The 23,435-nt window shown below is 72.4% G+C and carries 17 protein-coding genes and 1 pseudogene; 3 read left to right on the top strand and 15 right to left on the bottom strand.

Annotated features, from left to right (window positions below; translation table 11 throughout):
* Positions 1–1,785 carry a sulfite reductase subunit alpha gene (locus ACIQOU_RS08935; protein ID WP_401535349.1) on the bottom strand — a complete coding sequence of 595 codons (1,785 nt, stop codon included), beginning with the start codon at positions 1,783–1,785 and terminating at the stop codon, positions 1–3.
* The gene (locus tag ACIQOU_RS08930; RefSeq protein ID WP_401535344.1) at positions 1,782–7,385 is read right to left on the bottom strand and encodes a glutamate synthase-related protein; all 5,604 of its coding nucleotides are present in this window, start codon (positions 7,383–7,385) and stop codon (positions 1,782–1,784) included. The genes ACIQOU_RS08935 and ACIQOU_RS08930 overlap by 4 nt, the downstream gene beginning before the upstream one ends.
* Positions 7,386–8,400: 1,015 nt before the next feature.
* On the opposite strand from ACIQOU_RS08930, the gene ACIQOU_RS08925 reads away from it, so the two are divergent.
* Both ACIQOU_RS08925 and queC read left to right on the top strand, forming a co-directional pair.
* Positions 8,401–10,977: a LuxR C-terminal-related transcriptional regulator gene (locus ACIQOU_RS08925; RefSeq protein WP_401535341.1), complete on the top strand. Its 2,577-nt coding sequence runs from the start codon at positions 8,401–8,403 to the stop codon at positions 10,975–10,977.
* A gap of 228 nt (positions 10,978–11,205) precedes the next feature.
* Complete coding sequence (queC, locus tag ACIQOU_RS08920) at positions 11,206–11,919, top strand: 7-cyano-7-deazaguanine synthase QueC (protein WP_401535339.1); 714 nt, start codon at positions 11,206–11,208, stop codon at positions 11,917–11,919.
* A 68-nt stretch (positions 11,920–11,987) separates the two neighbouring features.
* On the opposite strand, the gene ACIQOU_RS08915 is transcribed toward queC, so the two are convergent.
* The 12 genes from ACIQOU_RS08915 to ACIQOU_RS08860 all read right to left on the bottom strand — a co-directional run bounded on the left by ACIQOU_RS08915 (position 11,988) and on the right by ACIQOU_RS08860 (position 21,697).
* Positions 11,988–12,575 carry a nitrile hydratase subunit alpha gene (locus ACIQOU_RS08915; RefSeq protein WP_401535336.1) on the bottom strand — a complete coding sequence of 196 codons (588 nt, stop codon included), beginning with the start codon at positions 12,573–12,575 and terminating at the stop codon, positions 11,988–11,990.
* Positions 12,565–13,101: an SH3-like domain-containing protein gene (locus ACIQOU_RS08910; protein ID WP_401535333.1), complete on the bottom strand. Its 537-nt coding sequence runs from the start codon at positions 13,099–13,101 to the stop codon at positions 12,565–12,567. Before ACIQOU_RS08910 ends, ACIQOU_RS08915 begins: the two co-directional genes overlap by 11 nt.
* Positions 13,098–13,346 (bottom strand): hypothetical protein, encoded by a 249-nt coding sequence (locus ACIQOU_RS08905; protein ID WP_401535331.1) that lies wholly within the window; start codon positions 13,344–13,346, stop codon positions 13,098–13,100. Before ACIQOU_RS08905 ends, ACIQOU_RS08910 begins: the two co-directional genes overlap by 4 nt.
* Positions 13,347–13,398: 52 nt before the next feature.
* Positions 13,399–14,178 carry an HAD family hydrolase gene (locus ACIQOU_RS08900; protein ID WP_401535329.1) on the bottom strand — a complete coding sequence of 260 codons (780 nt, stop codon included), beginning with the start codon at positions 14,176–14,178 and terminating at the stop codon, positions 13,399–13,401.
* Between the two features lie 284 nt (positions 14,179–14,462).
* The gene (locus ACIQOU_RS08895; protein WP_401535327.1) at positions 14,463–15,008 is read right to left on the bottom strand and encodes a phosphoribosyltransferase; all 546 of its coding nucleotides are present in this window, start codon (positions 15,006–15,008) and stop codon (positions 14,463–14,465) included.
* Positions 15,005–16,030, bottom strand: coding sequence for an adenylosuccinate synthetase (locus tag ACIQOU_RS08890; RefSeq protein WP_401535324.1), 1,026 nt, complete (start codon positions 16,028–16,030; stop codon positions 15,005–15,007). Before ACIQOU_RS08890 ends, ACIQOU_RS08895 begins: the two co-directional genes overlap by 4 nt.
* Before the next feature lie 188 nt (positions 16,031–16,218).
* Positions 16,219–17,775 carry an adenylosuccinate lyase gene (purB, locus tag ACIQOU_RS08885; protein WP_401535321.1) on the bottom strand — a complete coding sequence of 519 codons (1,557 nt, stop codon included), beginning with the start codon at positions 17,773–17,775 and terminating at the stop codon, positions 16,219–16,221.
* Entirely contained in the window at positions 17,772–18,923 is a 1,152-nt protein-coding gene (locus ACIQOU_RS08880; protein ID WP_401535318.1) for an IMP dehydrogenase, read from the bottom strand. Before ACIQOU_RS08880 ends, purB begins: the two co-directional genes overlap by 4 nt.
* Before the next feature lie 141 nt (positions 18,924–19,064).
* Positions 19,065–19,894, bottom strand: a protein-coding gene (locus tag ACIQOU_RS08875) for an IS5 family transposase (protein WP_401535813.1) whose coding sequence is annotated in 2 segments (ribosomal slippage) — positions 19,065–19,558 and positions 19,558–19,894 — 831 coding nt in all. Because the reading frame shifts where the segments join, the coding sequence is not laid out codon by codon here.
* 100 nt (positions 19,895–19,994) lie between these two features.
* Positions 19,995–20,591, bottom strand: a complete 597-nt coding sequence (folE, locus tag ACIQOU_RS08870; RefSeq protein ID WP_401535316.1) for a GTP cyclohydrolase I — start codon at positions 20,589–20,591, stop codon at positions 19,995–19,997.
* A gap of 1 nt (position 20,592) precedes the next feature.
* On the bottom strand, positions 20,593–21,222 hold the full coding sequence (locus ACIQOU_RS08865) for a 7-carboxy-7-deazaguanine synthase QueE (protein ID WP_401535313.1): 630 nt from the start codon (positions 21,220–21,222) through the stop codon (positions 20,593–20,595).
* Positions 21,223–21,331: 109 nt separating this feature from the next.
* Positions 21,332–21,697, bottom strand: coding sequence for a 6-pyruvoyl trahydropterin synthase family protein (locus tag ACIQOU_RS08860; protein ID WP_401535310.1), 366 nt, complete (start codon positions 21,695–21,697; stop codon positions 21,332–21,334).
* A 223-nt stretch (positions 21,698–21,920) separates the two neighbouring features.
* Here ACIQOU_RS08860 and ACIQOU_RS08855 point away from each other — a divergent pair.
* A pseudogene (locus ACIQOU_RS08855) lies at positions 21,921–22,308 on the top strand (transcriptional regulator); the annotation flags it as partial.
* Between the two features lie 19 nt (positions 22,309–22,327).
* Here the strand turns inward: ACIQOU_RS08855 and ACIQOU_RS08850 are convergent.
* Positions 22,328–23,224 (bottom strand): phosphorothioated DNA-binding restriction endonuclease, encoded by an 897-nt coding sequence (locus tag ACIQOU_RS08850; RefSeq protein ID WP_401535308.1) that lies wholly within the window; start codon positions 23,222–23,224, stop codon positions 22,328–22,330.
* Positions 23,225–23,435 lie beyond the last annotated feature (211 nt).

Here is a 23,435-nt window from a genome sequence, read left to right as displayed (position 1 = left end):
TCAGTACACGTCCCGTACGTAGCGCTTGGCCCGGCGGAGGTCGGCGAGGTACTCCGCCGCGTCGTCGCCGCCCCGGCCGCGCTGCTCGGCGACGACGTCCAGGAGGGCCGTCTCGACGTCCTTGGCCATGCGGGAGGCGTCGCCGCAGACGTAGACGTGGGCGCCCTCCTCCAGCCACGCGTACAGCTCGCGGGAGCGTTCGCGCATCCGGGTCTGGACGTAGATCTTCTCGGCCTGGTCGCGGGAGAACGCGAGGTCCAGCTCGGTCAGGACGCCGCGTTCGCGCAGGTCGGTCAGCTCGTCCTGGTAGACGAAGTCGGTCGCGCGGTGCTGGTCGCCGTAGAACAGCCAGTTGCGGCCCCCGGCGCCCCGCGCGGCACGTTCGTGCAGGAAGCCGCGGAACGGGGCGACGCCGGTGCCGGGGCCGATCATGACCATCGGGGCGTCGTCGTCCGCCGGGACGCTGAAGGCGGCGTTGGGCTGCACGAACAGGCCGACGCTCGCGTCCTCGCCCACCCGGTCGGCGAGGTACGTCGACGCGACGCCGCCGTAGCCGCGCTGTGCCGTGGCGTACCTGACCGACGCGACGGTGAGGTGGACGCTGCCCGGGTGGGCGAGCGGGCTCGACGAGATGGAGTACTGGCGGGGCTGCAACGGCCGCAGGAACGGCAGGAGTTCGGCCCACCCGGGGGCCGCGTCGCCGGCGTCCCTGAGCAGGTCGAGGATGTCCCGGCCCCAGAGCCAGGACTCCAGGTCGGAGCGGTCGCCGTGGGCCACGACCGCGGCCAGCTCGCTCGCCGGGGAGCGTTCGACGAGGTCGGCGATCAGGTCCTTGGACGGGGTGCGGATCTCGCGGGCCGTGCGCAGCAGCTCGGTCAGCGGGCGGCCCTCGGCCTCCTCGTCGCCGGTCGTGCCCAGGTGCGCCAGCAGCTCTGTGACCAGCCGGTCGTCGTTCTCCGCAACGACGGCCAGCGCGTCGCCCGCCCCGTAGGTGATGCCGCTGTCGCCGAGGTCGAACTCGTAGTGCCGCACCTCCTTCGCGCTGTCCGGCGAGGTCAGCAGCCTGTTCGCCGTCAGCCGTGAGGGGTACGGGTTGCGCTTGTTCCAGGCGGAACGGGTGGGACCGGAGGCGGTGCCCGTAGTACCCCCAGTACCCGTAGGACCTGCGGCCGACCCGGCACCCGTACCGGCGCCCGCTCCCGTCTCCGCCGCCAACCGGTCGAGCACCGTCGCCGTCCAGGCCGCCGCCGGTTCCTCGAAGTCGACGTCGCAGTCGATGCGGTCCTGGAGGCGGGCCGCGCCCAGCTGTTCCAGACGGGTGTCGATGAGCTTCGCCGCCTGGCAGAAGTCGTCGTAGCCCCGGTCGCCGAGACCGAGCACCGCGTACCGCAGCTCTTCGAGGCGCGGCGCGGTGTCGGACTGCAACGCCTCCCAGAACAGGCCCGCGTTGTCCGGGAGTTCGCCCTCGCCGTAGGTGGAGGTGATGACGACGACGTGGGACATCGTGGCGAGCTGGTCCGGCGTGACCGAGTCGAGGGCGGCGACCTTCCCGGCCATGCCCCGGGCCCGCGCCCCCGCCGCGACCTCGTCCGCGAGGAACTCGGCGTTGCCGGTCTGGGTGCCGAACAGCACGTCGATCGTGGCCGTGGGCGCGTCGCCCGCGGCGGCGTCCCGGCGTCCGGCGGCGGCCACCCCGGCCAGGAACCCGGCGAGCCAGGCCTCCTGCTCGGCGGAGAACGGCGCGTCGGCCGGTATCAGGGAACCCGTAGGGGGTGTCAGGGTCACGGGGTCACCGCTTCGGTCGGGGCCTGCGGGGCGTGGCGGGCGGCGAGGTCGTCGAGGGCGGCACCGGCGAGCAGCTCGTCGAAACGGGCGGCGCGGGCGCGTCCGGCGTTCTTCGTGGTCTGGTGGATGATCCAGCCGTAGGTGCCGGGCGCGTCCACACTGAGGTTGTTGCGCTGGCGCAGGGCGCGCTTGTAGTCGTCGAGGCGCTTCATCGCGATCAGCGTCGCCAACTCGTCGTCGCCGAACCGCTCCAGCGTGCCGCGCAGGTACTTCACGACGCGCTGCTTGACGAAGAAGTCCTCGGTGAGGACGAGGTTGCGGACGGCGGCGGCGACGCGCGGATCGTCGGGGCCGCTCGCGCCCGGCACCCGTTCCAGGGCGAGGTCCTGCGCGGCGCCGAGCACCGTGTACGAGGACAGCAGCGAGAACATGTCGGCGTCGCCCCGGTCGCCGAGGGCCGGGGCCCGGCCGCCGAGCACGGTGCGCCGGTCGCGGTAGTCGACCTTGAACGAGCGGAGCTTGTCCGTCGCGACCGACGTCGCCAACTCGTCGAGGAGTTCGGCGCGGGTCGCCGCCGCGAGGATCTCGCCTGCGTCCTGGTAGAGGAGCAGGGCGCGCGGCATTCCGCCGTACACGTACTGCCGTTCGGCCTCCCAGTTCTCCAGCAGGCGGGCCGCGAGCGGGGAACCGGTGGCCTCCAGGTGCCAGGTCAGCAGCAGCCGGACGGCCTCCTCGTGGAAGGCGCCGTGCGCGGTGTCGGTCACCGGGAACACCAGCAGGGAGTCGGCGCTGACCCGGTCGCGGACCTCGCCGGTGGGGTCGTACTGGTAGAGGAACCCGCCGCTCATGCCGTTGCCGAGGCCCTTGCCGAACCCGCCGAGGTTGAGGACGGTGCCGCCGGTCATGTACTCGCAGCCGAAGTCGCCGAGACCCTCGACGACGGCGGTGGCGCCGGAGTTGCGCACGGCGAACCGGTCACCGGCCTCGCCCTGCACGAAGGTGCGGCCGCCGGTCGCGCCGAACAGCGCGAAGTTGCCGACCAGGACGTTGCCGCCGCGTTCGGTGCTGCCGCCGCCGGGGGCGCGGACGATGATCCGGCCGCCGCTCTGGCTCTTGCCGACGCCGTCGTTGGCGGTGCCGGTGTGTTCGAGGGTGATGCCGTCGTTGCAGAACACGCCGTAGGACTGACCGGCCGAGCCGGTGGTGCGGATGCGCACGGCGTCGTCGACCAGGCGGCTGCGGCCGCGCTCGTCGCGGGTGACGGCGGGGGCGGCGGCGAGGTCACCGTCGGTCAACTCGTCGTCGTTGCGCAGGTGGTTGAGGAGTCGCTCGATGTCGATGGAGAGCTGGCCGCCCACCGACTTGTCGCTGTTGCGCAGCGGGACGCCCTCGACGAGCAGGGACGGCTCGCGGCGCTCCAGGAGCGCGGTGCGGACGCGGCTGATGAGGGCGTCGTCGGTGGTGAAGTCCTTCTCCAGGTACTCCGGGTCGGCGACGGTCTTCTCGGGCACGCGGGCGAGCAGCCGGCGCACGTCGAGGCGGCCCACGCTGGCCGGGTGGTCGAGGAGCTGGAGCAGATCGGTGCGGCCGCGGGCCTCGCGCAGGGAGCGCAGGCCGAGGCGGGCGAGGATCTGGCGGACGTCGTGCGCGATGTTGAGCAGGTACTGCGCCAGCGCGCGCGGGTCGCCCTCGAACGCCTCGGGGTTGGTGGTCAGCCCCGCCGGGCACTTGACGTTGCAGTTCTTCGCCATGACGCAGCCCAGCATCATCAGCGCGGTCGTCCCGAACTCGAAGCTGTCGCCGCCGAGCAGCGCCGAGGTGACGACGTCGCCGCCGGTCTGGTGGGCGCCGGAGCAGCGCAGGACGACCTTCTGGCGCAGCCCGTTGGCGACCAGCGCCTGGTGCACCTCGGCGATGCCGATCTCCGCCGAACGGCCCGCGTACTTCAGGCTGGTGACCGCCGCCGCACCCGTACCGCCGGTGTTCCCGGCGACGTTGATGACGTCCGCGCCCGCCTTGGCGACGCCGACCGCGATGGTGCCGATGCCCTCCGAGGACACCAGCTTCACGATCACCCGCACCCGGGCGGCCTTGCAGTCGTGGATGAGCTGCGCCAAGTCCTCGATGGAGTACGTGTCGTGGTGCGGGGGCGGCGAGATGAGTTCGATGCCGGGGGTGCCGCCGCGCGCCGCCGCGATGTCGACGGTGACCTTCGGCGCGGGCAACTGGCCGCCCTCGCCCGGCTTCGCGCCCTGCCCGATCTTGATCTCCAGCTCCTGGAGCATCGGATCGGCGAGATAACCGGCCCAGATCCCGAACCGGCCCGACGCGAACTGCTTGATCCGCGAACCCCGCAACGTCCCGTAACGGGACCGGTGTTCACCGCCCTCGCCGCTGTTGGACATCGCGCCGACCATGTTCGCGCCGTGCGCGACGGCCTCGTGCGCGGTCGCCACCAGCGCGCCGTGGCTCATCGCGCCGGACGCCAGCGAGCGGGTGATCTCGTGCGCGGGCTGCACATCCACGAGCGGCACGCTGGCCGGCGCGTGGTCGAGCAGGGCGAGCAGCCGGGCGGCGGTGCCGGACGCGGTGACGGTGACGAAGTCGGCCCCCGTTTCCAGGAGTTCGACCTCGCCGGGGTGGGCGAGGGCGAGCCCGGCGGCCAGCGCCGCGTGCAACTCGGCGTCGGGCGAGGCGAGTTGCAGCCGGGCCGTCACCGACTCGGCCGTCTCCGCGGACTCCGCCGTCTCCCCGGCGCCCGGCGTGACGGTGGCGACGACGCCGCGCACGGTGACGCTGGCGTTGCCGGTGGTCGAGAAGCGGCCCAGCTCCCGCGCGAAGTCCTCCGGGGTGCGCAGCCCCGTGACGTCGGCGGGCAGCGCGAGCACGTCCCGCAGCGCGGACGGGCGGCGGGAACGTTCCTCCCGTGTCGTGCGCAGGAAGGCGCGGTATCCGGGGGTGATCCGGAACGCGTCGATCTCGGCGTCGCTGAGCGCGTCGTACCCGGTGTTGCGGTAGGCGGCGTCGCTGATGCCGAACGCGTCGTCGAGCTGGCCGAGGGTGAGCAGCCGCAGCGCCTCCGGGTCGCCGTCCCGGCCGAACTCCGGGCGTTCCTCGGTCATGTCGCCGAAGCCCCGGACGGCCGTGACGCCGAAGGTGTGCCCGGCGCCGTCCGAACGTTCCTTGAACAGGCCGAGCAGCGGCACCTGTTGCTCGTTCTCGACGGCGCGGGCCCGCTCGTGCCAGTCGGTCGTGGCCTGCGCGATGCGGGCGAACCCGACGCCGCCGACCGGGGCGTCCATGTGCGGGAAGGCCTGCGCGAAGACGTCGTCGCGGGTGTCGAGGTAGTTCGGCTCGAAGAACTCGCCGCCGATGTAGCTCTCGGCGGTGCACAGGCCGACCCGGCCCATGGTCTTGGCGAGCGACTTCTCGGCGGCCTTGCGGAACTTCGCCAACGCCCGGTCCGTCTCGGTGACTTCACCGGCGGGCGCGGGGGCGCTCGGGAACTTCTCCTCGGCGCGCAGCCGGGCGCTGAGGCTGTAGACGGCGGAGGCGCCGAAGCCGAGCGCGGTCGCCACGTGGTGCGACGAGAGCAGCTGGCCGCTCTCCGCGACCAGCGAGACCCGCAGCCGCAGCCCGGTCTCGATCAGCCGCTGGTTGACCAGCGCCACGGCGAGGATCACCGGCAGCGGCGCCCGCGTCGAGGAGATCGCCCGGTCGGTGAGCACGGCGATCCCGCCGCCCTCGGCCGCGAACTGCTCGACGTCGTCGCGGAGTTGCTCAAGGGCCGCCCGCAACGCGTCGGCGTTGGCCCGCTCGTCGCCCGCGACCGGGGTGTAGAGCATGTCGAAGCGCTTCAGCGGCACGATCCGCTGGTCCCGCAGCCGGACCATGTCGAGATGCCCGAGCACCGGCGAACTCACCACGAGCTGACGGCCGTTGGTGTTGCCGGTGCCGTCCGGCTTGGGGCCGAGCGCGACCCGCATGCTCATCCCGTCGGCCTCGCGGATGCTGTCCAGCGGTGGGTTGGTGACCTGGGCGAAGCGCTGCGAGAAGTACTTCGCCATGCCGCCCTCGGTGTCGCTGAGCGCGTTGATGGCGTTGCCGTACCCCATCGCGGAGATCCGCTCGGAGCCGGTGGCGAGCATCGGGTCGAGCATGAACCGGAAGCTCTCCTGGTTCAGCGAGTACGCCACGTACCGCCCGGCCAGGCTCAGGTCACCGTCGTACCCGAGGGTGGTCGTGCCCCGGTAGTAGTCGGGGGCGGGCAGGTCGTCGAGGTGGACGCGGGCCGCCGCGAGCAGCTCGGAGTAGGGCCGCCGGGCCGCGAGCACGTCCAGCACCTCGCGGGTGCGCAGCACGCGTGAGGTGCGGTGGTCGACGACGAGCATGCCGCCGGCCTCGATCCGGCCCCGGTGCACGACCTCGTCGTCGGGGAAGGCGACCTGCCCGGCCTCCGACGCCACCATCAGGTACTCGGCGGTCTCCACGGTGCGCAGCGGACGCAGGCCGAGCCGGTCGAGGCGGGCGCCGATGACATCGCCGTCGCTGAAGATGACGGCGGCCGGACCGTCGTTCTTCTCCTCGTACAGCGAGAAGTGTTCGAGCATGTCGCGCACGGCGACGGGCAGCGTGCGGTCGTTCTCCCAGGCCGGAGGCATGAGCGAGACGACCGCCTCGACGAGGTCGAGGCCGTCGTCGAACACCCGGCTCTGGAGCGTCTGGTCGAGGCGGCTGGAGTCGGACTGACCGGGGGGCCGCACGATGCTGCGGGTGCGGGCGCGCGCGAGGGCCTCGTCGGACAGCCGGTTCTTGCGGTCGGTGTTCAGCTCGCCGTTGTGCGCCATGAGCCGGAACGGCTGTGCCATCGTCGGGTGCGGCTCGGTGTTGGTGGAGAACCGGGTGTGGAAGTACAGCGACCGCACCGAGTGCCGCGGGTCGAGCAGGTCACGGAAGAACCGGATGATCTCGCCGGAGTTGAGCCGCCCCTTGAGCACCTGCGTCCGCGCGCTGAGCGACAGCGGGTACAGCCCGGCGTAGGCGTCGTCGGCGTAGGCGACGGCCTCGATCGCGAGCAGCGCGCGGTGCGCGGCGGCGTCGACCTCGGCCCGCTCCCAGCCCTCCGGCGCCCGGAAGATCCACTGCACGATGGGCAGCTGGTACGCCTCGGCGGCGGGGCGGGCGACGGAGTGGTCCACCGGCACGTCCCGCACGAGCAGCATCTCGAAGCCCTGCTCGACGATGCTCCGCGCGACCAGCCCGACGGCGGCGTCCTGCCCGACGGCGGCGTCCTGCCCGACGGCGGCGTCCTGCCCGGTGGTGACCGGCACGAAGCAGTTGGCGACGCCGAAGTGCCCGGCGCGCAGCTCCTCGCCGGTGAGCGCGCTGAAGAACTCCACGGAGAGGTCGACGCTCACCCCCGCGCCGTCGCCCACGCCCTCGGCGGAGGAACCGCCCCGGTGCGGGATGGCGTGCAGCGCCTCGTCGCCCTTGCGGATGACGTCGTGGCTCGGGGTGCCGTCGAGGCGGGTGAGGAAGCCGACGCCGCAGTCGCTGTGGTCGAGGGCAGGGTCGTAGAGACCGAGGGAGGAGTGATTCACGTGCCCGTCCTGTGAGCGGTTTCCGGCTGCGGGTGCCTCCCAGGCCCTTGAACGCGCTGGGGGAGGGGGAGGACGGCCAGGCTGCGTCGGTGGAGCGCTCGCCGCGGGCGGACCGGGTGACGGTCGGTGCCCTGTAGTGGTGCGACTGACTAGAGTAAGGCTGGCCTAACTATCGACGCAAGCCTCTGGCCTGGTCGAATGTACGGGAGCCGGGTGTACGGGGGTCGGGTGCGGGGTCGGGGGCCGGGTACCCCTAGGGGTACCCGGGGACCGCTTACCCGTTGTCGACTCCGTCACGCCCCCTTGCCGACCCCTCCTCCCGCCCCGCTTGCCTGTCCGCTTGCCCGCCGACTCCCACCCGGCCGCTCGATTAACGGGATTGCGGCAAATCGAGTCGGCGTCGCCGAGCCGCCGCGCCGCTTCCCGTCGGACGCCGAAGTACGGTTCACCGCACGGGAATTGACGGGCTGTCACAAATACCGGGAACTCGCGTCCGTCCACCGGTGATCTCTTGTGCAAGGCATGGAAAAGCGTGAGGCGAACAGTGGCGCAACATTCCCTGCCCGCCTGGCGATTCTTTCAGGAATGAGGAAGGATCACATGTAGGTGAGTATCGGGAAAATTCTGGCGCGGCCCATTCAAGCCATATTGGCGGGTTCGCACTGTTCCCATATGCCTGCGGAATGGGCTGTAATTGCGAACGCCGAGGACAACGGGGGGCGGCACGCAATCCGCACACCACAGACGGAGGCATGAGATGCCCGCCGACAACCAACGTTCTCCGGGATTCGCCGGGCGGAGAAACGAACTGGTCTCGCTGAAGAATTCGCTGCGACAGGACGCCGGGAACGGAACGACCGGACTGATTGTCTCCGGTGGATTCGGCGTCGGGCGCAGCGCGTTATTGCGTACATTTCAGGCGACGGCGCGTGAACATCAGTACACCGTCGTCGACTTGAAATCAAGCGGTATCGGGGGCCCGTGGGGAAAATGCGAGATAACCGACCCCGACGGTGTGACCGGGGCGAGACCGATCACCGAACCCGGCACCGACGTCCTCGACGTGATCGCGGAGACCGGCCGCCGGGGCCCGCTGCTGGTGACCGCGGACGATGTGTGCCGGGCCGACGCGGGCTCTCTGCGGGCCCTGCGCCGCGTGCTGGAGGAGAGTTCACGGCTCCCGGTGGTCGTGGCGGTCTCGGCGCAGCGCGGACGGCCCCCGCGCGCCCCCGCCGAGCTGGCCCAACTGATGCATGGCATGGAGCAGTTGGTCCTCGACGGACTGTCGGAGCAGGAGAGCGCCGACCTCGCCAGGGGCGCCCTGGGCCGCCGCGCCCGCCCCGAGAGCGTGGCCGTCTGCCACCGGCTCACCGCGGGCAACCCGCTGCTGCTGACCGAGCTGCTGCGCTGGGGCACCGGCGCGGGCCACCCGGCGTGGGAGGAGCTGACGCTCGCCGACGCGCCCGCGCTGCCCGCCGTCGCCGACGCCGCCGCCCGCTGCCTGAACCTCGTCGACCCGGCCCTGCTGAAGGTCGTCACCCTCATCGCCGTCACCGGCGAGAGCGACCCGGACGCCCTCCCGCTCCTGGCCGACCTCAGCGGTCTGACCCTGGAGGAGACCCTCGCCGCTGCCGACCGGCTGGTGCGGCTCGGGTTCATCGCCGACGACGGCACCCTCGCCCTGCGCCACCCGCTGCTGGCCCAGGCGCTGGCCGGCGGGACGACGGCGATGGCCCGCAGCGCCGCCCACCTCGGCACCGCCGCCTATCTGCACCGGCACGGCGCCCCCATCCAGCGCACCGCACGGCACCTGGTCGCCGCCAGCGTCCGGTCCGACGACACCTGGCCCGCCGACGTCCTGCTGGCGGCGGCCCGGGGCGCGGCACGGGCCGACGACCACGCCACCGCGCTGCACTTCACCGACCACACCCTGCGCACCGCGAACGGCGAATCGTATCTGCGGGCCGTCCTGCTGGCCTGCGACATCCGGCTCCTGACCGACTGGCGGGCGGGCGTCGACCTGGCCCTGGCGAACCTGCGCGAGCTGCGCACCGACGACGCCCGGGTCCCGTTGCTGCACCGGCTCGGCGGGGCGCTGCGCACCAGCGTGCCGGACCCCGCGACCACGGCCCGGGTGCTGGCCGTCGTCCGGGCCACGCTGGCCGGCTCGGGGCTCGCGCGCTGGGACCGGCTGCACCGGGTCGCCGACGGGATGTGTGCGACCACCGTCGACCGCAGCGTGGAGCTGCTGGACGCGGTGGTGGCGGGCGACGCCGTCGGCCCGGCCGGAGCGCCGCCCGCCGGGCCCGCGATCGTGCTGGCCGTCGACGCGTTCAAGGCGCTCTTCGCCGACCTGGCGGGCCGGGACAGCGGGGAGGCGGTGCGGCAGGCGCGGCGCGCGCTCGACGGGTTCGAGCGGACCCCGTCCCCGCACCCCATGACCGTTCCGCTCGCGCTGATCGTGCTGGTGCAGAACGGGCTGCACGAGGAGGCCGCCGCCCGCGCGCAGAGCCTGGGGCCCGGCGCCGAGGACCGGTTGCGGCCGGACGGCGCGGCGCTCCTCGTCGACGCGCTGATCGCGCTCGGCCAGGGCCGCCCGGACACCGCGCGCGTCGTCCTGGAACAGCTGCTGCGGGTGCTGCCCACGCCGGAGCAACGGCTCGCGGTGCCGTTGCGGATGACCGCCGTCGGCCTGCTGGCCGGGCTGCTCGCGGAGCTGGGCGATGGCGACGCGGCGTGGAAGCTCCTGGAGACGCAGCGCTGCACGGGCGAACTGGAGCCGGGCTGGCTCTGCCGGGACGTCCTGCTGGCGCGGGCCGGGCTGCGGGCCGCCGCCGGGGACCTGGACGGCGCCGCCGTCGACCTCAAGGACCTGCTGCGCAGGGCGAGTTCGGGGGGCGTCCGGCTCAGTTCGTTGCTGGCGTGGCGGCGGCACGGGGTGGCCCGGCTGTGGCAGTGCGGCCTGCTCGCGGAGGCCGACGCGGCGGCGGCCGAGCAGCTGCAACTGGCCGAGAAGTCGCACCTGCCGCTGGAGTTGGGCCGCGCCCTGCGCGCCCAGGCCCGGATCGACGACGGACCCCGCGCCGAACGGCTGCTGCGCGAGGCCATCGAGCTGCTCCAGAGCGGCGACGGCGCCGGCGACCTCGATCTGGCCCACGCCCAGGCCGACTTGGGGGCGCTGCTGATGCGCCACGGCGAGCCCGACCGGGCGGTGACCGCGCTGGTGGCGGCCGTCGGCCTGGCCCACCGGTGCGGGGCGCGGCCGGTCGCGGAGCAGGCGACGGCGCTGCTGGCCGCCGCCGACCGGCAGCCCGCCCCGCACACCCCGCTGCGCGGCGTCTTCACCCTCACCCAGCGCGAACGCCAGATCTTCCTGATGGCCACGCGCGGCACCTCCAACCGCCGGATCGCCGAGGTCCTGGAGATCACCCGCCGCACCGTCGAACTCCATCTCTCCAGCGCCTACCGCAAGTTGGGCATCTCCGGCCGCCGCGACTTCCCCGAGCTGCTCAGCGTGCCGGGCGTCGGCCCGATGCTGGAGGTCGGCGCGGACAGCGCCTGCCCCGCCGCCCCCAGCGGAGCCGCACACTGACCGCCGTTCCCCGGACCGCAGTTGAACCCAGGCCGGGCTGAACGACGTTCTTCTGCAACGGAGTTGAACGGCGGTGCCGTCGCCGGTGTCTCGGAGCCGGCGGCGGCGCCTCTCGGGTGCGGCCCCGGGGATCTTCGGCACCGTCCGAGATGTGCGGGGCGTGCCGGTCGGCCGATGCTGGTGGGGAGAGGGAGTTCCGCCCGCTACCGGCCCCACCGGAGGTTCCGCATGGAGGAGAACAGCAGTGTCGACCCGTTCACGGCAGTGGTGGTGCTGTCCGGAGGCATGGACTCCACCACGCTGATGGCGCACTACGCGGCCCTGCGGTACCGGCTGATCGCCGTCACGGTGGACTACGGGCAGCGGCACAGCAAGGAGATCGACTCGGCGCGGGCCGTCGCCGCGCACTACGACGCCCGCCATCATGTCGTCGACCTCAGCGGGTTCGGCGCCGTGCTCACCGGTTCCGCGCTCACCGACGACACCGTGAACGTCCCCGACGGCCACTACGCCGAGCAGTCGATGCGGGCCACGGTCGTGCCCAACCGCAACGCCGTGCTCGCCAACGTCGCGGTGTCGGTGGCGGTCGCGCAACGGGCCGGCACCCTCGCCCTCGGCATGCACGCCGGGGACCACTTCATCTACCCGGACTGCCGCCCGGCCTTCCTCACGGCACTGAGCGACCTGGTCACGGTCGCCAACGAGGGCTTCCCCACGCCGAACGTCGAGGCGCCGTTCATCACCTGGTCCAAGTCCGACATCGCCGCGCACGGCACCCGTCTCGGGGCCCCGTTGACCATCAGCTGGTCCTGCTACAAGGGCGGCGAACGGCACTGCGGCACCTGCGGCACCTGCTACGAACGCCGTGAGGCCTTCCGTGAGGCCGGCCTCGCCGACCCCACCGACTACCTCGACGCGACAACGGAGTTCGCGGCGCCGTGACCCGCGTCGGCCGGGCCTCTCTCGGACAACTCCGAGGGCCCGGCCGGTAGTTGGTGCCGACCGCCTGGCTACACGGCGGCGGTGCCGAGCAGCCCCGAGCGGGTGACCAGGGCGCGCAGTCCGTCCTCACCGAGATGAGCGGTGCCCTCGGGGCGGCGGGGGAGGACCATGTAACGGGCCTCGGCGGTCGCGTCCCACACCCGCACGGCGACGCCGGGCGGCACGTGGTGGCCGAACTCCTCCAGGACCCCGCGCGGGTCCCTGACCACCCGGGACCGGTAGGCATCACTGCGGTACCAACTGGGGGAGGGCCCCAGCAGGAGCAGCGGGTAACACGAACACAGCGTGCACACCACGACGTTGTGCACGTCGGCGGTGTTGGCCACGACGGTCAGATGCTCGTCCGGCGCGAGGAGCCCGCCCAGGCCCAGCTGCTCCAGGGCGGCGTCGGCATCGGCCAGCAGCAGCGCGCGAAAGGCGTCGTCGATCCAGGCGCGGGCCACGATCCGGGCCCCGTTGAAGGGAGTTGCCCGGTAGAGGTGCTGCTCCAGGATGGAGTCGAGCTGCTCGTCGGTCACCAGCCCGGCGGCGACGAGCCGAGCCTCCAGCTGCCGCACCCGCGCCGCCACCGGCACGTCGACGTGTTCACCGCTCACGGAACGTCTCCTCACTAGGCGCCAACTGCCGTTCTGTATAGGCAGGTTCGAGATAGCACTCCCACAGATCACACACCACCTCGTCCCGAGCCCCGCGCGCTTGCCCACCCCACAGCTCCCGGGCCCTGAACCCCACGCTGTACACCACCAGCACCCGAACAGGCCGCCCCCGCCGAGCCTCGTCATCAGGAACCGCACAGGCCCCCTGCACCCCCCGAACGACCCCCACATGCCCCCGTACATACCGGGGAGCCCGAGTGTGATGCGGCGGATCACCGGCCAACACCCGCACGGGGTCGCCTACTTGGTAGGCGGGGGCGGGGGAGGCGCCGGGGGCGGTGGGGGCGGTGGGGGTGGTGGGGGTGGCGAGGGCGGTGGGGGGTGCGGGATCGCCGGGCGGCGGGTCGGGGGCGGCGGGGGCTGTGGGTGTGGCTGGGGTCGCGGGTATCGCCGGGGCCGGGGCGGCGGGGGCCGTGGGTGTGGCCGGGGTCGCCGGGTCCGGGGCGGCCGGGTTCGTGGGGGTCATGCGTCGGGGAGGAGTCCGCGCTCCTTGAGCACCAACTCCATGCCGTTGAGGACGCGTTCGTAGTAGCTGGCGGCGAGGTAGGCGCCGGGTTCGGCGCGTTCCTCGGCGTCGCGCAGTTCGCTGGCGGGGCAGATGCCGTTCATGCCGAGCGCGATGACCATCGCCCAGACGCGGGCCTGCCAGTCAGCGGCCCAGGCGGTCCGCCCGTCAGGGCCATACGCGTCCACGATCGGAAACTCGGGCACCGGAACACCGGCGACCTTCCCGAACCCTTCAACACCGCCAACATCATTGGGCCTACTCATGGGGAACCTTTCGGTGGGGGGAAGGGGGAGGAGGGAGGGGGGAGCCCTTGGGGGCGGGGTTGCCCCAAGCCGACCCCCCGTCACCCCCGTCACCCCCCAAGACCAGCGAAGCCAACCCCGCAACGGACGGCAACAGAACATCCGGCCCCTCACCGCCTCCAACCCCCCGCACCGCACCCTCAAACATCCGCCCATTCCCCGTCCGCACCCCCACGACAACCGCCCCACCCCCCAGCCGCCGCCCCAACGCCACATCAGCCGCCGTATCCCCCACGACAAACAACCGCTCCCCACCCCGGTGCCCCACCTCCACCAACGCCCGTCCGGCCAGGGCGACTTTGACGTCGGCGTCCGACATACCCCCCGCCGCCCCAGCGAGGTCGTCCCGCGTCAATACCGCCCCGAAACACCCCGCGACCCCCTGCCCCCGCAACAACTCCCGCGTCTCGACCGTGCCGATCCACGAACTGACCAGCACCAACCGCACCCCGGTCGCCGCGAGGGCCGTCAACATCTCCACGGTCCCTGCGTAGAGCGTGCCGTGGGCCATGTACCGACGCACGACGTCATCCACCCGATCCCGAACCCGCACGGCACCGATATGCAGGTCACCGCTGGTGATCGAGGTCCAGTAGGGATAGCCCACGATCTCCTCACGAGGAGGCGGAGTGATGCCGGCGTCGGCATGGAGATCGAGGATGAACCGATGGAACATCTCGTAGAAGTCGAGCAGAGTGCCATCCCGATCAAGAACGACGGTGGCCGGAGCCACGGAACCACCACCCTCCAGGCAGGCCGCCCCACCACCCGGGGCCAACCCGCCCCCTAGGGGCACCCACGAACCGTCAGCCGACATCAACCCTCCGCCCCCTAGGGGCACGCCCGCCCCACCACTCGGCGTCGCCCCGCCCCCTAGGGGCACGCCCGCCCCACCACTCGGTGTCACTCCGCCCCCTAGGGGCACGCCCGCCCCACCACCCGGCGTCAACCCGCCCCCTAGGGGCACTCCGGCCCCACCACCCGGCATCGACCCGCCCCCTAGGGGCGCCCCCGGCGTCAACGCCCCGCCCCTCGCGGCACCCCCGCCCGGAGGGCCCCCGTAGTCCGCCCCTCATCGGGCTGTTCCTCCCATGGGAACACCGTCCAGTCATCGACCTCGACGGCGAAGAAGTCGGGAAGGGAACGCGAGCCGACGTTCCGGACGACGACCGCCGACCGCACCTCCGCCGCCCCCAGCCCCCGCACCGTCCGCTCGGCCAGAGCCATCGTGCCGCCGTCGCCCATGATGTCGTCGACGATCAACACCCGCTCCCCGGCGAGGGACCCCTCCGGCACCACATAGTCGAGCCGCGCCTCACCCCGTTCGCTGTAACGGCCGTTGCCCGAGTTGCGGGGGATGCCGAGGATGCGGAAGTCGGTGACGTCGAGCAGGTTGGACAGCGCGACCGCGGGAGGCAGCCCGCCACGGGCGATGCCCGCGATGACGGTGGGCGCGAACCCGGCCCCCCGCACCGCCGAGGCCAGCGCGTCGAGCATCAGCCCCGCGTCCTGCCAGCCGATGGTGAGGAGCTTGCTGCGCCGCCAGGTGGGGGTCGCGTTCACGGGGTGCCTCCCGGGGTGGTCCAACGGTCGATGACATGCTCGGTGTCGGGTCCGGTGCCGATCAGATCGACGGGACGCCCGAGCCCTTCCTCGACGGACTTGACGAACACCCGTGCCGCGTCCGGGAGTTCACCGTCGTTCAGCCCGGCCGCCGCCGGGTCGACCTGGTCGAGGAAGGTGAGGGCGATCCGGGACGGCCGGTTGACGCGCACCGCCTCGCGGGCCAGGTCCATGTCGAAACGGCCCACCCGGCGCCGTCGCCCGGTGACGGTGCCGTACTCGACGACGCCGAGGCGTTCGGCCTCCCGTTCGTCGATCTCGGTGGGGAAGGGGCCCGCCCCGACCCGGGTGGGCATGACCCGGAAGACGAGGACGACGTCCTGCACGGCGAGCGGCCCGAGCCCCGCGTCGACCAGCGTGGAGGACGCCGTCGAGTCCTTGCCCACGGTGTACGGGTAGGTGCCGTACAGGACGGACAGGCCGAACCCGTTGGTGCCCTCGACCAGAACGCCCGTCCCGGCGTCGACGGCGGCGTTCGCCTCGGCCGTGACGTCGGTCAGATAGGGCGCCAACTCCGGTACGTCCCGGGCCAGTCGGGCCGACCGCATGGCGCGCGCCGCCAACGCCGGACCGTGCCCGCTGCCGGTGGACCGCACGGTGTCGGTCAGCCCGGCGTCGGCGGCCTCCGCCTCGATGTGGCCGGGTTCGATGACGGTCGCCCGGAAGTCCACGCCGATCCGCTCCCCGGCACCGGTCGCCTCGATCTCGGCGAGCAGCACCTCGGGCCGGATCAGCACCCCGGCGCCGAGGAGCAGCCGGGTGCGGGGGTTGATGACGGCGCTGGGGATCTGCCGCAGTTTCATGGTCCGGCCCTGATACCGCACGGTGTGCCCGGCACCGGGCCCGAGCCCGGCCCGGACGGCCACGGCGGGGTCGTCGCGCAGCGCGAGGTAACTGGAGATCTTGCCCTTGGCCTCGTCCCCCCACTGCCCCCCGACCACCAGGGTCGCCCGCCGCCCCACCCCACCACGAGAGGCACCCCCACCCGTAAGGGTCTCCCTCCCCGTAGGGGCTGCCCTCCCCGTAGGGGCTGCCCTACCCGTAAGGGCTTCCCTACCCGTAAGGGCTTCCCTACCCGTAAGGGTCTCCCTACCCGTAGGGGCTGCCCTACCCGTAAGGGGCTCCGGCGCCGCCCCACTGCCCGTCCCACTCATCGGCTTCCCTCCTCGGAGTTCTCACGGTTCTCACGGTTCTCAGGGTTCTCGGCCTCATCGGACCCGGCCGCCTCGGCTGCCTCGGCCACCGCTCCCGGCACCGCCCCCGCTCCCGCCCGCAGCGCCCGCGCCGCATGCCGCAGGGTCTGTTCGGTCAGCGCCTCGCTGTCACCGGTGTCCGGCGGCCGGGCGGCGAACTTGGCGAGTTCCTCGGCCGGAATCAACGCGGTCACCTCCGGATCGTCGGCCAACGCCCGCAACACATCCCGCCCAACGGCGACTTGCGCACCGCCCGACGGCACGCCCCGCCCCGCAGCGTCCCGCCCCACAGCGCCCGGCGCCTCGACGCCCCGCGCCTCCCCGCCCCCGGCGGCCATCGCGCTGGCCCGCTGCACCATCCGGTACCCGGTGAGCCGGTCGGCCCCGGACTCGACCAGGGCCAGCAGCACCGCCTCGCTGATGGAGGCGGTCCTGGACAGCTCCAGGTTGGCCGCCATCCGCTCGGGGCGGACCTTCAGATCGGCGGCGACGGCCGTCATGACGGTCAGCATCTCGTCGAGGAGGATGCCGGCCTGCGGCAGCGTGAACCGTTCGTTGGCGGAGTTCGCCAGATCGCGTTCGTGCCACGTGACGACGTTCTCCAGCGCGGGCCCCACCAGGGACCGCAGCAACCGGGCGAGACTGCCCACCCGTTCACAGCGCACGGGGTTGCGTTTGTGCGGCATGGCGGAGCTGCCGATCTGGTCCCCCTCGGCGAACGACTCGGCCACCTCGCCGATCTCGGTGCGCTGGAGGTTGCGGATCTCGGTCGCCAGGTTGTCCAGGCAGGACGCGGTCAGCGCGACCCAGCAGAAGAACTCCGCGACCCGGTCCCGGGCCACCGCCTGGGCGCTGATGCGGGGTTCGGGCAGCCCCAGCAGGGCGAGGACGTCGTGCTGGACGCGCGGCCCGAGCGGCCCGAGCCCGGCGAGGGTGCCGACCGCCCCGGCCATCTTGCCCATCACCGCACGCGGCCGCAGCTCGTCGAGGCGTTCCAGGCACCGCGTCAACTGGTCGAGAAAGACGGCCAGTTTGAACCCGAACGTGATCGGCTGCGCGTGCTGGCCATGGGTGCGGCCGATCATCTCGTGGCCGCCGTCGACGCCGACCCGTTCGCTCAGGCCGGTCATCAGCGCCGTCAGCCGCTGCCTCAACAGCCGTATTGTCGCGTCGAGTTGGAGGGCGAGGGCGGTGTCGAGGATGTCGCTGCTGGTCGCGCCGAAGTGCACATACCGGCCGTGCTCACCGCACCGGGCGGCGAACTCCTGCACCACCGCGAAGACTTCGTGACGGCTGACCTCCTCGATGCGTGCCACCGCCGCCAAGTCCGGTGTGTACGCGGCGGCTTGCGCGGCGACGGCTCGGGCCGCCGCCGCGGGGATCACCCCGTGCCGGCCCTGGACCTCGGCCAACGCGCCCTCGACACGGATGAACGCCGCGTAGCGGGCGGGGTCCGTGAACAGGCCGCGCATCTCCGCGCTCCCGTAGCGCCCGGTGTCCAGGGGCGTGGTCATCCGGCCGCCTCCGCCGCGTAGTCCAGGGGCAGTTGCTCGGCCCGGTGCAGTGCGTGCGGGCGGCTCTCGGCCAGCCCGGCGGGCGTGACCTGGATGAACTCGGCCCGCTCGTGCAGCGCGGCGATGTCGTGCGCCCCGGAGTAACTCATCCCGGACCGCAGCCCGCCCAGGAACGGCCGCAGCGTCGACCGCAGACTCCCGGTGTGCGCGAAGGTCGCCTCCACCCCCTCGGGCGTGTATGCGTCCAGCTCGTCCCGGGTGACCGTCTCGCCCTGCGCCCGCTTGAGCGTCAGCCGCATGCCGAACGTCACGAAGCCCGTACTCACCTTGTAGGAACGGCCGTCCAGCTCGACCAACTGGGCCTCGCTCTCGTCGGCCCCGGCCAGCGCGCTGCCCAGCATCACCGCGTGCGCCCCGGCGGCCAGCGCCTTCACCACGTCACCGGGCGCCTTGATCCCGCCGTCCGCGATGACCGGGATGCCGCTGCGCCGCGCCTCTTCGGCGCAGTCCAGGACGGCCGTCAACTGCGGTACCCCGCTGCCCGCGACGATCCGCGTGGTGCAGATGCCGCCGGGCCCGATGCCGACCTTGACGACGTCCGCACCGGCGTCGATCAGGTCCCGGGTGGCGGCCGCGGTGGCGACGTTCCCGGCGATCAGCGGGGTGGCGGGGAAGAGGGCGCGCAGTTCGGCGACGGCCTTGACGACGTAGTCGGCGTGCCCGTGGGCGACGTCCACGACGAGCGCGTCCGCCCCGGCCCGCACCAGCAGCCCGGCCCGCTCCCGCCAGTCGTCGACGACGCCGACGGCGGCGGCCACCGACAGCCGCCCGGCGCCGTCCAGCGCGGGTCGCGGCGTGCCGTCCGCGTCGACGGGCGCGCTCTTGACAGCGGTGATCTCGGCGGCCTGGTCCTCGGCGCGTTGCATCCGGTGGACCACACCGAGCCCGCCGAGCCGTGCCATCGCCTCGGCCATCCGGGCGCCGGTGCACCACGGGGTGTTGGCGGACAGCACCGGAATCCCCAGGTCGAGCCCGCGCCCGAGCCCGGTGCCGAGCCGGGTGTCGGAGCGGCTGGTCACCGAGGTGCGCTGCGGCACCAGCAGCACATCGTCCAGGCTCAGCCCTTTACGGATCTCGCGTACGGCCATACGGCAACTCCTCGTGGGTCTCGTGGAGGGGGAGGAAGGTAGGGGAGAGAAGGGAAACGAAGCAGGGCGACGACCAGGTGGGGGAGCCCCGTAGGGGAAAGCCCCGTGAGGGAAAGTCCCCTAGGAGTTGTCGTCAAAGTGTCAGGCCCACATCAGGATCGATGCGAGGGTGACGGCTGCCTTGTAGGACTGAGCGGTCTTGTCGTAGCGGGTGGCGATGCCTCGCCACTGCTTGAGGCGGTTGAAGCACCGTTCCACGACGTTGCGGTGCTTGTAGATCTCCTTGTCGAAAGCTGGGGGGCGGCCGCCGAGGCTGCCCTTGCGGGCCCGGTTGCGGACCTGGTCGGCCCGCTCGGGGATGGTGTGCCTGATGCCGCGGCGCCGGAGCCAGGTGCGGATCGCCTTCGAGCTGTAGCCCTTGTCGCCGATGACGTGATCGGGCCTGGTCCGAGGCCGGCCCGGACCGAGGCGGGGCACCCGGACGGCGTCCATCATCGTGGTGAACTGCGTGCAGTCGTTGGTGTTCCCGCCGGTCAGGACGAACGCGAGGGGGCGGCCGACGGCGTCGCAGGCGAGGTGGATCTTGCTGGTCAGTCCGCCTCGGGACCGGCCGAGGGCCGGGCTGTGGTGCCCCCTTTTCGGGCCCCGGCAGCGTGCTGGTGGGCGCGGACGATGGTGGAGTCGACCGACACGAGCCAGTCGATGTCACCCGCGGCGTCCGCCTTCGCCTGCGCCGCCTGGAGCATTCGGTCGAACGTGCCGTCCGCCGCCCAGCGGCGGAAGCGGGTGTGGAGGCTGGTCCACGGGCCGTACCTTTCGGGCACATCCCGCCAGGGCACACCGGTGCGGAACTTCCACACGATCCCGTTGAGGACCGTGCGGTCGTCCAGCCGGGGCCGCCCCAGCACAGGCCGGGGCAGCAACGGGCCTATGAGGTCCCACTCGGCATCAGACAGTTCATGGCGACGTATCACCACCCCATGATCCACAATCCAAGATCACTTTGACGACAGGCCCTAGGGGAGAGCCCCGTGAGGGAGAGTCCCGTAGGGGATGTCCCCGAGCCCGGACTCACGCCCGGCCGCCCAGCAGCGTCTGGAAGACCTCCTGGCGGACCATGCCGGGCTCCTCGAACACACCCCGGAAGACGGACGACGTCATGAGGGCCTGGGTCCGGATGCCGCGCATGCTCATGCACAGGTGCTCGCCCTGCGCGGTGACGACGACGTCCGGCGACCCGGTCACCTTGCTGACCTCGTCGGCGATGTCCTGCACCAGCCGCTCCTGCACCTGGAGCCGGTGCGCGTGCCGCTGCGCGATGCGGGCGAACTTCGACAGGCCGAGGACGTCACCGCTGGGCCGGTAGGCGATCCCGATGGTGCAGGAGAACGGCAGCAGATGGTGTTCGCACAGCGACCAGAGCCGGATGTCGGAGACCATCACGGTCTGCCCGTCGGCCGGCAGCCGGAACAGCGTGCCCACCTCACCGGCGTCGTAGCTGCTGAACTCCCGCCACCAGCGCGCGAATCGGGCCGGGGTGTCCTTGAGGCCGTCCCGCTCCGGGTCCTCGCCGATCTCCAGGAGCAGCCGCCTGGCCACGTCCTCCAGCGGGTCGACGCCCGCCTCCAGCGGTTCGCGCGGAAGCTCTTCGACGGTTGACTGCGTCACCTCATACCCCTCTCTTGTCGCCCCACACGGCGACATGCATGCGGGTGGTCAGATTCCAGCCCCGCTCGACGACGGCGTCACCGAGCGCCGACAGATGCCGTTGCACGACGTCGGGCGTCTGGCCCTCGGGCATGATCCAGACGGGGGTGGTGCCGTAGCGGGCCACGACGTCGGCCACCTCGTCGAGATCGTCGTCGCAGCGGCAGACGAACTTGAAAGCGGTGCCAGGAACGGCGGCGAGCGCGGCCAACGACGCGGGCACCAGCCGCCGTTCCTCCGGGTCGCCGGAGTGGGCCAGCTTCGGCGACACGTTGAAGCGCACCCCGGTGGCGACGACCTCCGGCAACGGCGCGACGGTCCCGTTGGTCTCGATCTCGACGCGGCGCCCGTCCTCGGCGGCGGCCCGCAGCAACGGCAGCAGCCGGCGCTGCTGGGACAGCGGTTCCCCGCCGGAGACGACGATCAACGGCACGTCGTAGTCGCGCAGTTGGCGCCAGACCTCGCGCCAGGGCATCGGGTGCAGTTCCTCGCTCGCCCGGTAGGCCTGCCCGGAGTCGCCGACGCCGGTCCAGTCCCAGGTGTACGGGGTGTCGCACCAGCGGCACGACAGATTGCAGCCGCCGAGCCGCACGAACGCGCACCGCTGCCCGGCGGAGGGTCCTTCTCCCTGGACGGTCAGGTGGGGCCGAAGATCTCGTTCACGACGAGGTTCGGCTCCTGGGTGGCATCACCTCCCCGGGTCACGGCCGGTACTCCGCCCAGGTCTTGGGGGTCTCGCTCACCCGCACGCCGCTCAACTCCGGGTAGCGCGGCGCCCATTGCTCGAACAGCCAGCGCGCCATGTGCTCGGCGGTCGGATTGAGGCCGCTCATCACCTCGTTGAGGTGACGGTGGTCCACCTCGGTGTCCAACCACTTGCGGAAGTCGCCGAGTTCGCCGTAGTCCCGCACGAAACCGACGGCGTCGAGGGTGCCGTCGCGGGTCTCCAACTCCAGGACGACGATGTAGTTGTGCCCGTGCAGTCGCCCGCACGGATGCTCGGCCGACAGCCCGTCGAGGCGATGACTGGCGGAGAAATGGAACTCTTTACTGATGCGAAATCCCATGGTCTACCTCCTGACCCCAGGATGGTTCGCGCCCCGCGTCCGCCACATCACGGAGATCACCGTGAGACCGCCGACCACCCCACCGAGACGCCCCACCCCCGCTGCCGAGAGACACCACCCCTGAACGCGCACGCACCGGCCCCCGGCGCCCGAAAAGCCGCCGGGGACAGGTGAGTTGGAGCAGCAGTCGACCTGACTCACCGTCTACACGGTGGTGTTGAGGATGACCTCGATGTTGCCCCGGGTGGCGGGCTACACGCGGCTCGAACAGGGGCAGTCCCTCAACGCGTCCCCCGAGGTGCTGGACGCGCCGGCCCGCGCCCTCGGCCTGGACGAGGTGGAGCGCGCCCACCTGCACGCCCTGGCCCGCACCGGAACGCGTCGGCGACACCACCCGGCAACTCCTCGCCGCGTTCGGTGACGCGCCCGCGCTCGTGCTCGGGCGCCGCAGCGACGTCCTGGCCTGGAACCGCACCGCGCACGCCCTGTTCGCCGGACACCTGGACCCGCGCAGCCCCGACCAGAGCGACCGGCGCCCCAACACGGCCCGGCTGGTGTTCCTCGACGCGCACACCCGGGATCTGTACGTGGACTGGGAGCAGAAGGCCCGGCGGAGGGGCCGCGCCCGTCTCAGCTCGCGGGGACGGTGACGCGCGGGGTTCCGTGGAAGACCTGAGCGGTGTGCCAGGCGCGATGGGCCTCCGCGACCGGCGGATGACCCGGCTGCGGGCCGATCAACTGGCGCCCCGCGAGGGATATCACCTGCTCACGGGCGACCGTACTGGCGCCGACGAAGCTCTGTGAGACCACGACGCGGTGGCCGTCACCGATACCGAGGACGCCCTTGTCGAGCAGCTTGTGGTGCAACGAGCACAGGCACAGCCCGTTGTCGACGTCGTCCGGTCCCTCGAAGGCCCACCAGCGCACATGCGCCGCCTCCAGGCCGACCGGCAGCGCGCCGATCCGGCCGTCGTAGCCGCAGAACGCGCACCGGAACTCGTAGGCGGTCAGTACGACTTCGCGCATCCGCCGGTCCCGCTGCCGCCGTGCCGCCGAGAACCGTTCGAACTCCGTCGGCTCCAGATCCAGGCCGACCGCCTCGCACAACTCGCCGTGCAGGGAGGGCGGGAAGTGCAGGTCGAGCAGCAACCGTGCGATGCGGGCCAGCAGTTGGGGCTCGCGGCGCAGCGCCGCCCGCAGCTCGGGGGCGAGCCACCCGACGGCGCCCGTCTCCCGCAACTCCCGCAGGCCGGTGCCGGGACTGCCAGGGCCCCGGTCGGTCCGCACCTCCCACACCCCGTCGCTCACCAGATGATGGAACGGATATGCAGGCGACGTCCGACGCGGCGGACCGTACTCGGTGAGCAGCCGTCGCAGATCGGCCTCCACCGCGCTGTACCGCAACTCCCCCTCGGCGTCGGCCTGGTACCGGCCGAGGGCGTACAGGAGCAGCAGCGGCTTGTGCGGGGCACGCGCCCCGTCCCTGGCCCACTGTCTCAACGTCGCGGTGCGTTCCAGCCAGTCCATGCCCGCCGATCGTAGTGCGGTACCGGCCCCCTCGCGCCGGGCGGGTGTCACGTCGCCGGACGGGAGCGGGAGTGGACCGGCCCGTCGGCGGGCCGCCGATATCACCGTTCACGCGCCGCCGACCAGGGGTGCGGACCCTGCGTTCAGGTTGTGTTCAGGATCGGACGCCTCCGGGCAATTCGGGCGCCAGAAGCGTCAAAAGCTCTGGCAA

The sequence above is a fragment of the Streptomyces sp. NPDC091279 genome (assembly GCF_044757465.1).
GTDB lineage: Bacteria > Actinomycetota > Actinomycetes > Streptomycetales > Streptomycetaceae > Streptomyces.
This window is presented reverse-complemented; position numbering and strand designations above follow the sequence as displayed.

Bases quoted from the DNA above. Each gene is read 5' to 3' on its own strand.
- queC (WP_401535339.1), top strand. From the start codon at position 11,206: ATGGAGGAGAACAGCAGTGTCGACCCGTTCACGGCAGTGGTGGTGCTG.
- ACIQOU_RS08910 (WP_401535333.1), bottom strand. From the start codon at position 13,101: ATGACCCCCACGAACCCGGCCGCCCCGGACCCGGCGACCCCGGCCACA.
- purB (WP_401535321.1), bottom strand. From the start codon at position 17,775: ATGACCACGCCCCTGGACACCGGGCGCTACGGGAGCGCGGAGATGCGC.
- ACIQOU_RS08880 (WP_401535318.1), bottom strand. From the start codon at position 18,923: ATGGCCGTACGCGAGATCCGTAAAGGGCTGAGCCTGGACGATGTGCTG.
- ACIQOU_RS08860 (WP_401535310.1), bottom strand. From the start codon at position 21,697: ATGGGATTTCGCATCAGTAAAGAGTTCCATTTCTCCGCCAGTCATCGC.
- ACIQOU_RS08850 (WP_401535308.1), bottom strand. From the start codon at position 23,224: ATGGACTGGCTGGAACGCACCGCGACGTTGAGACAGTGGGCCAGGGAC.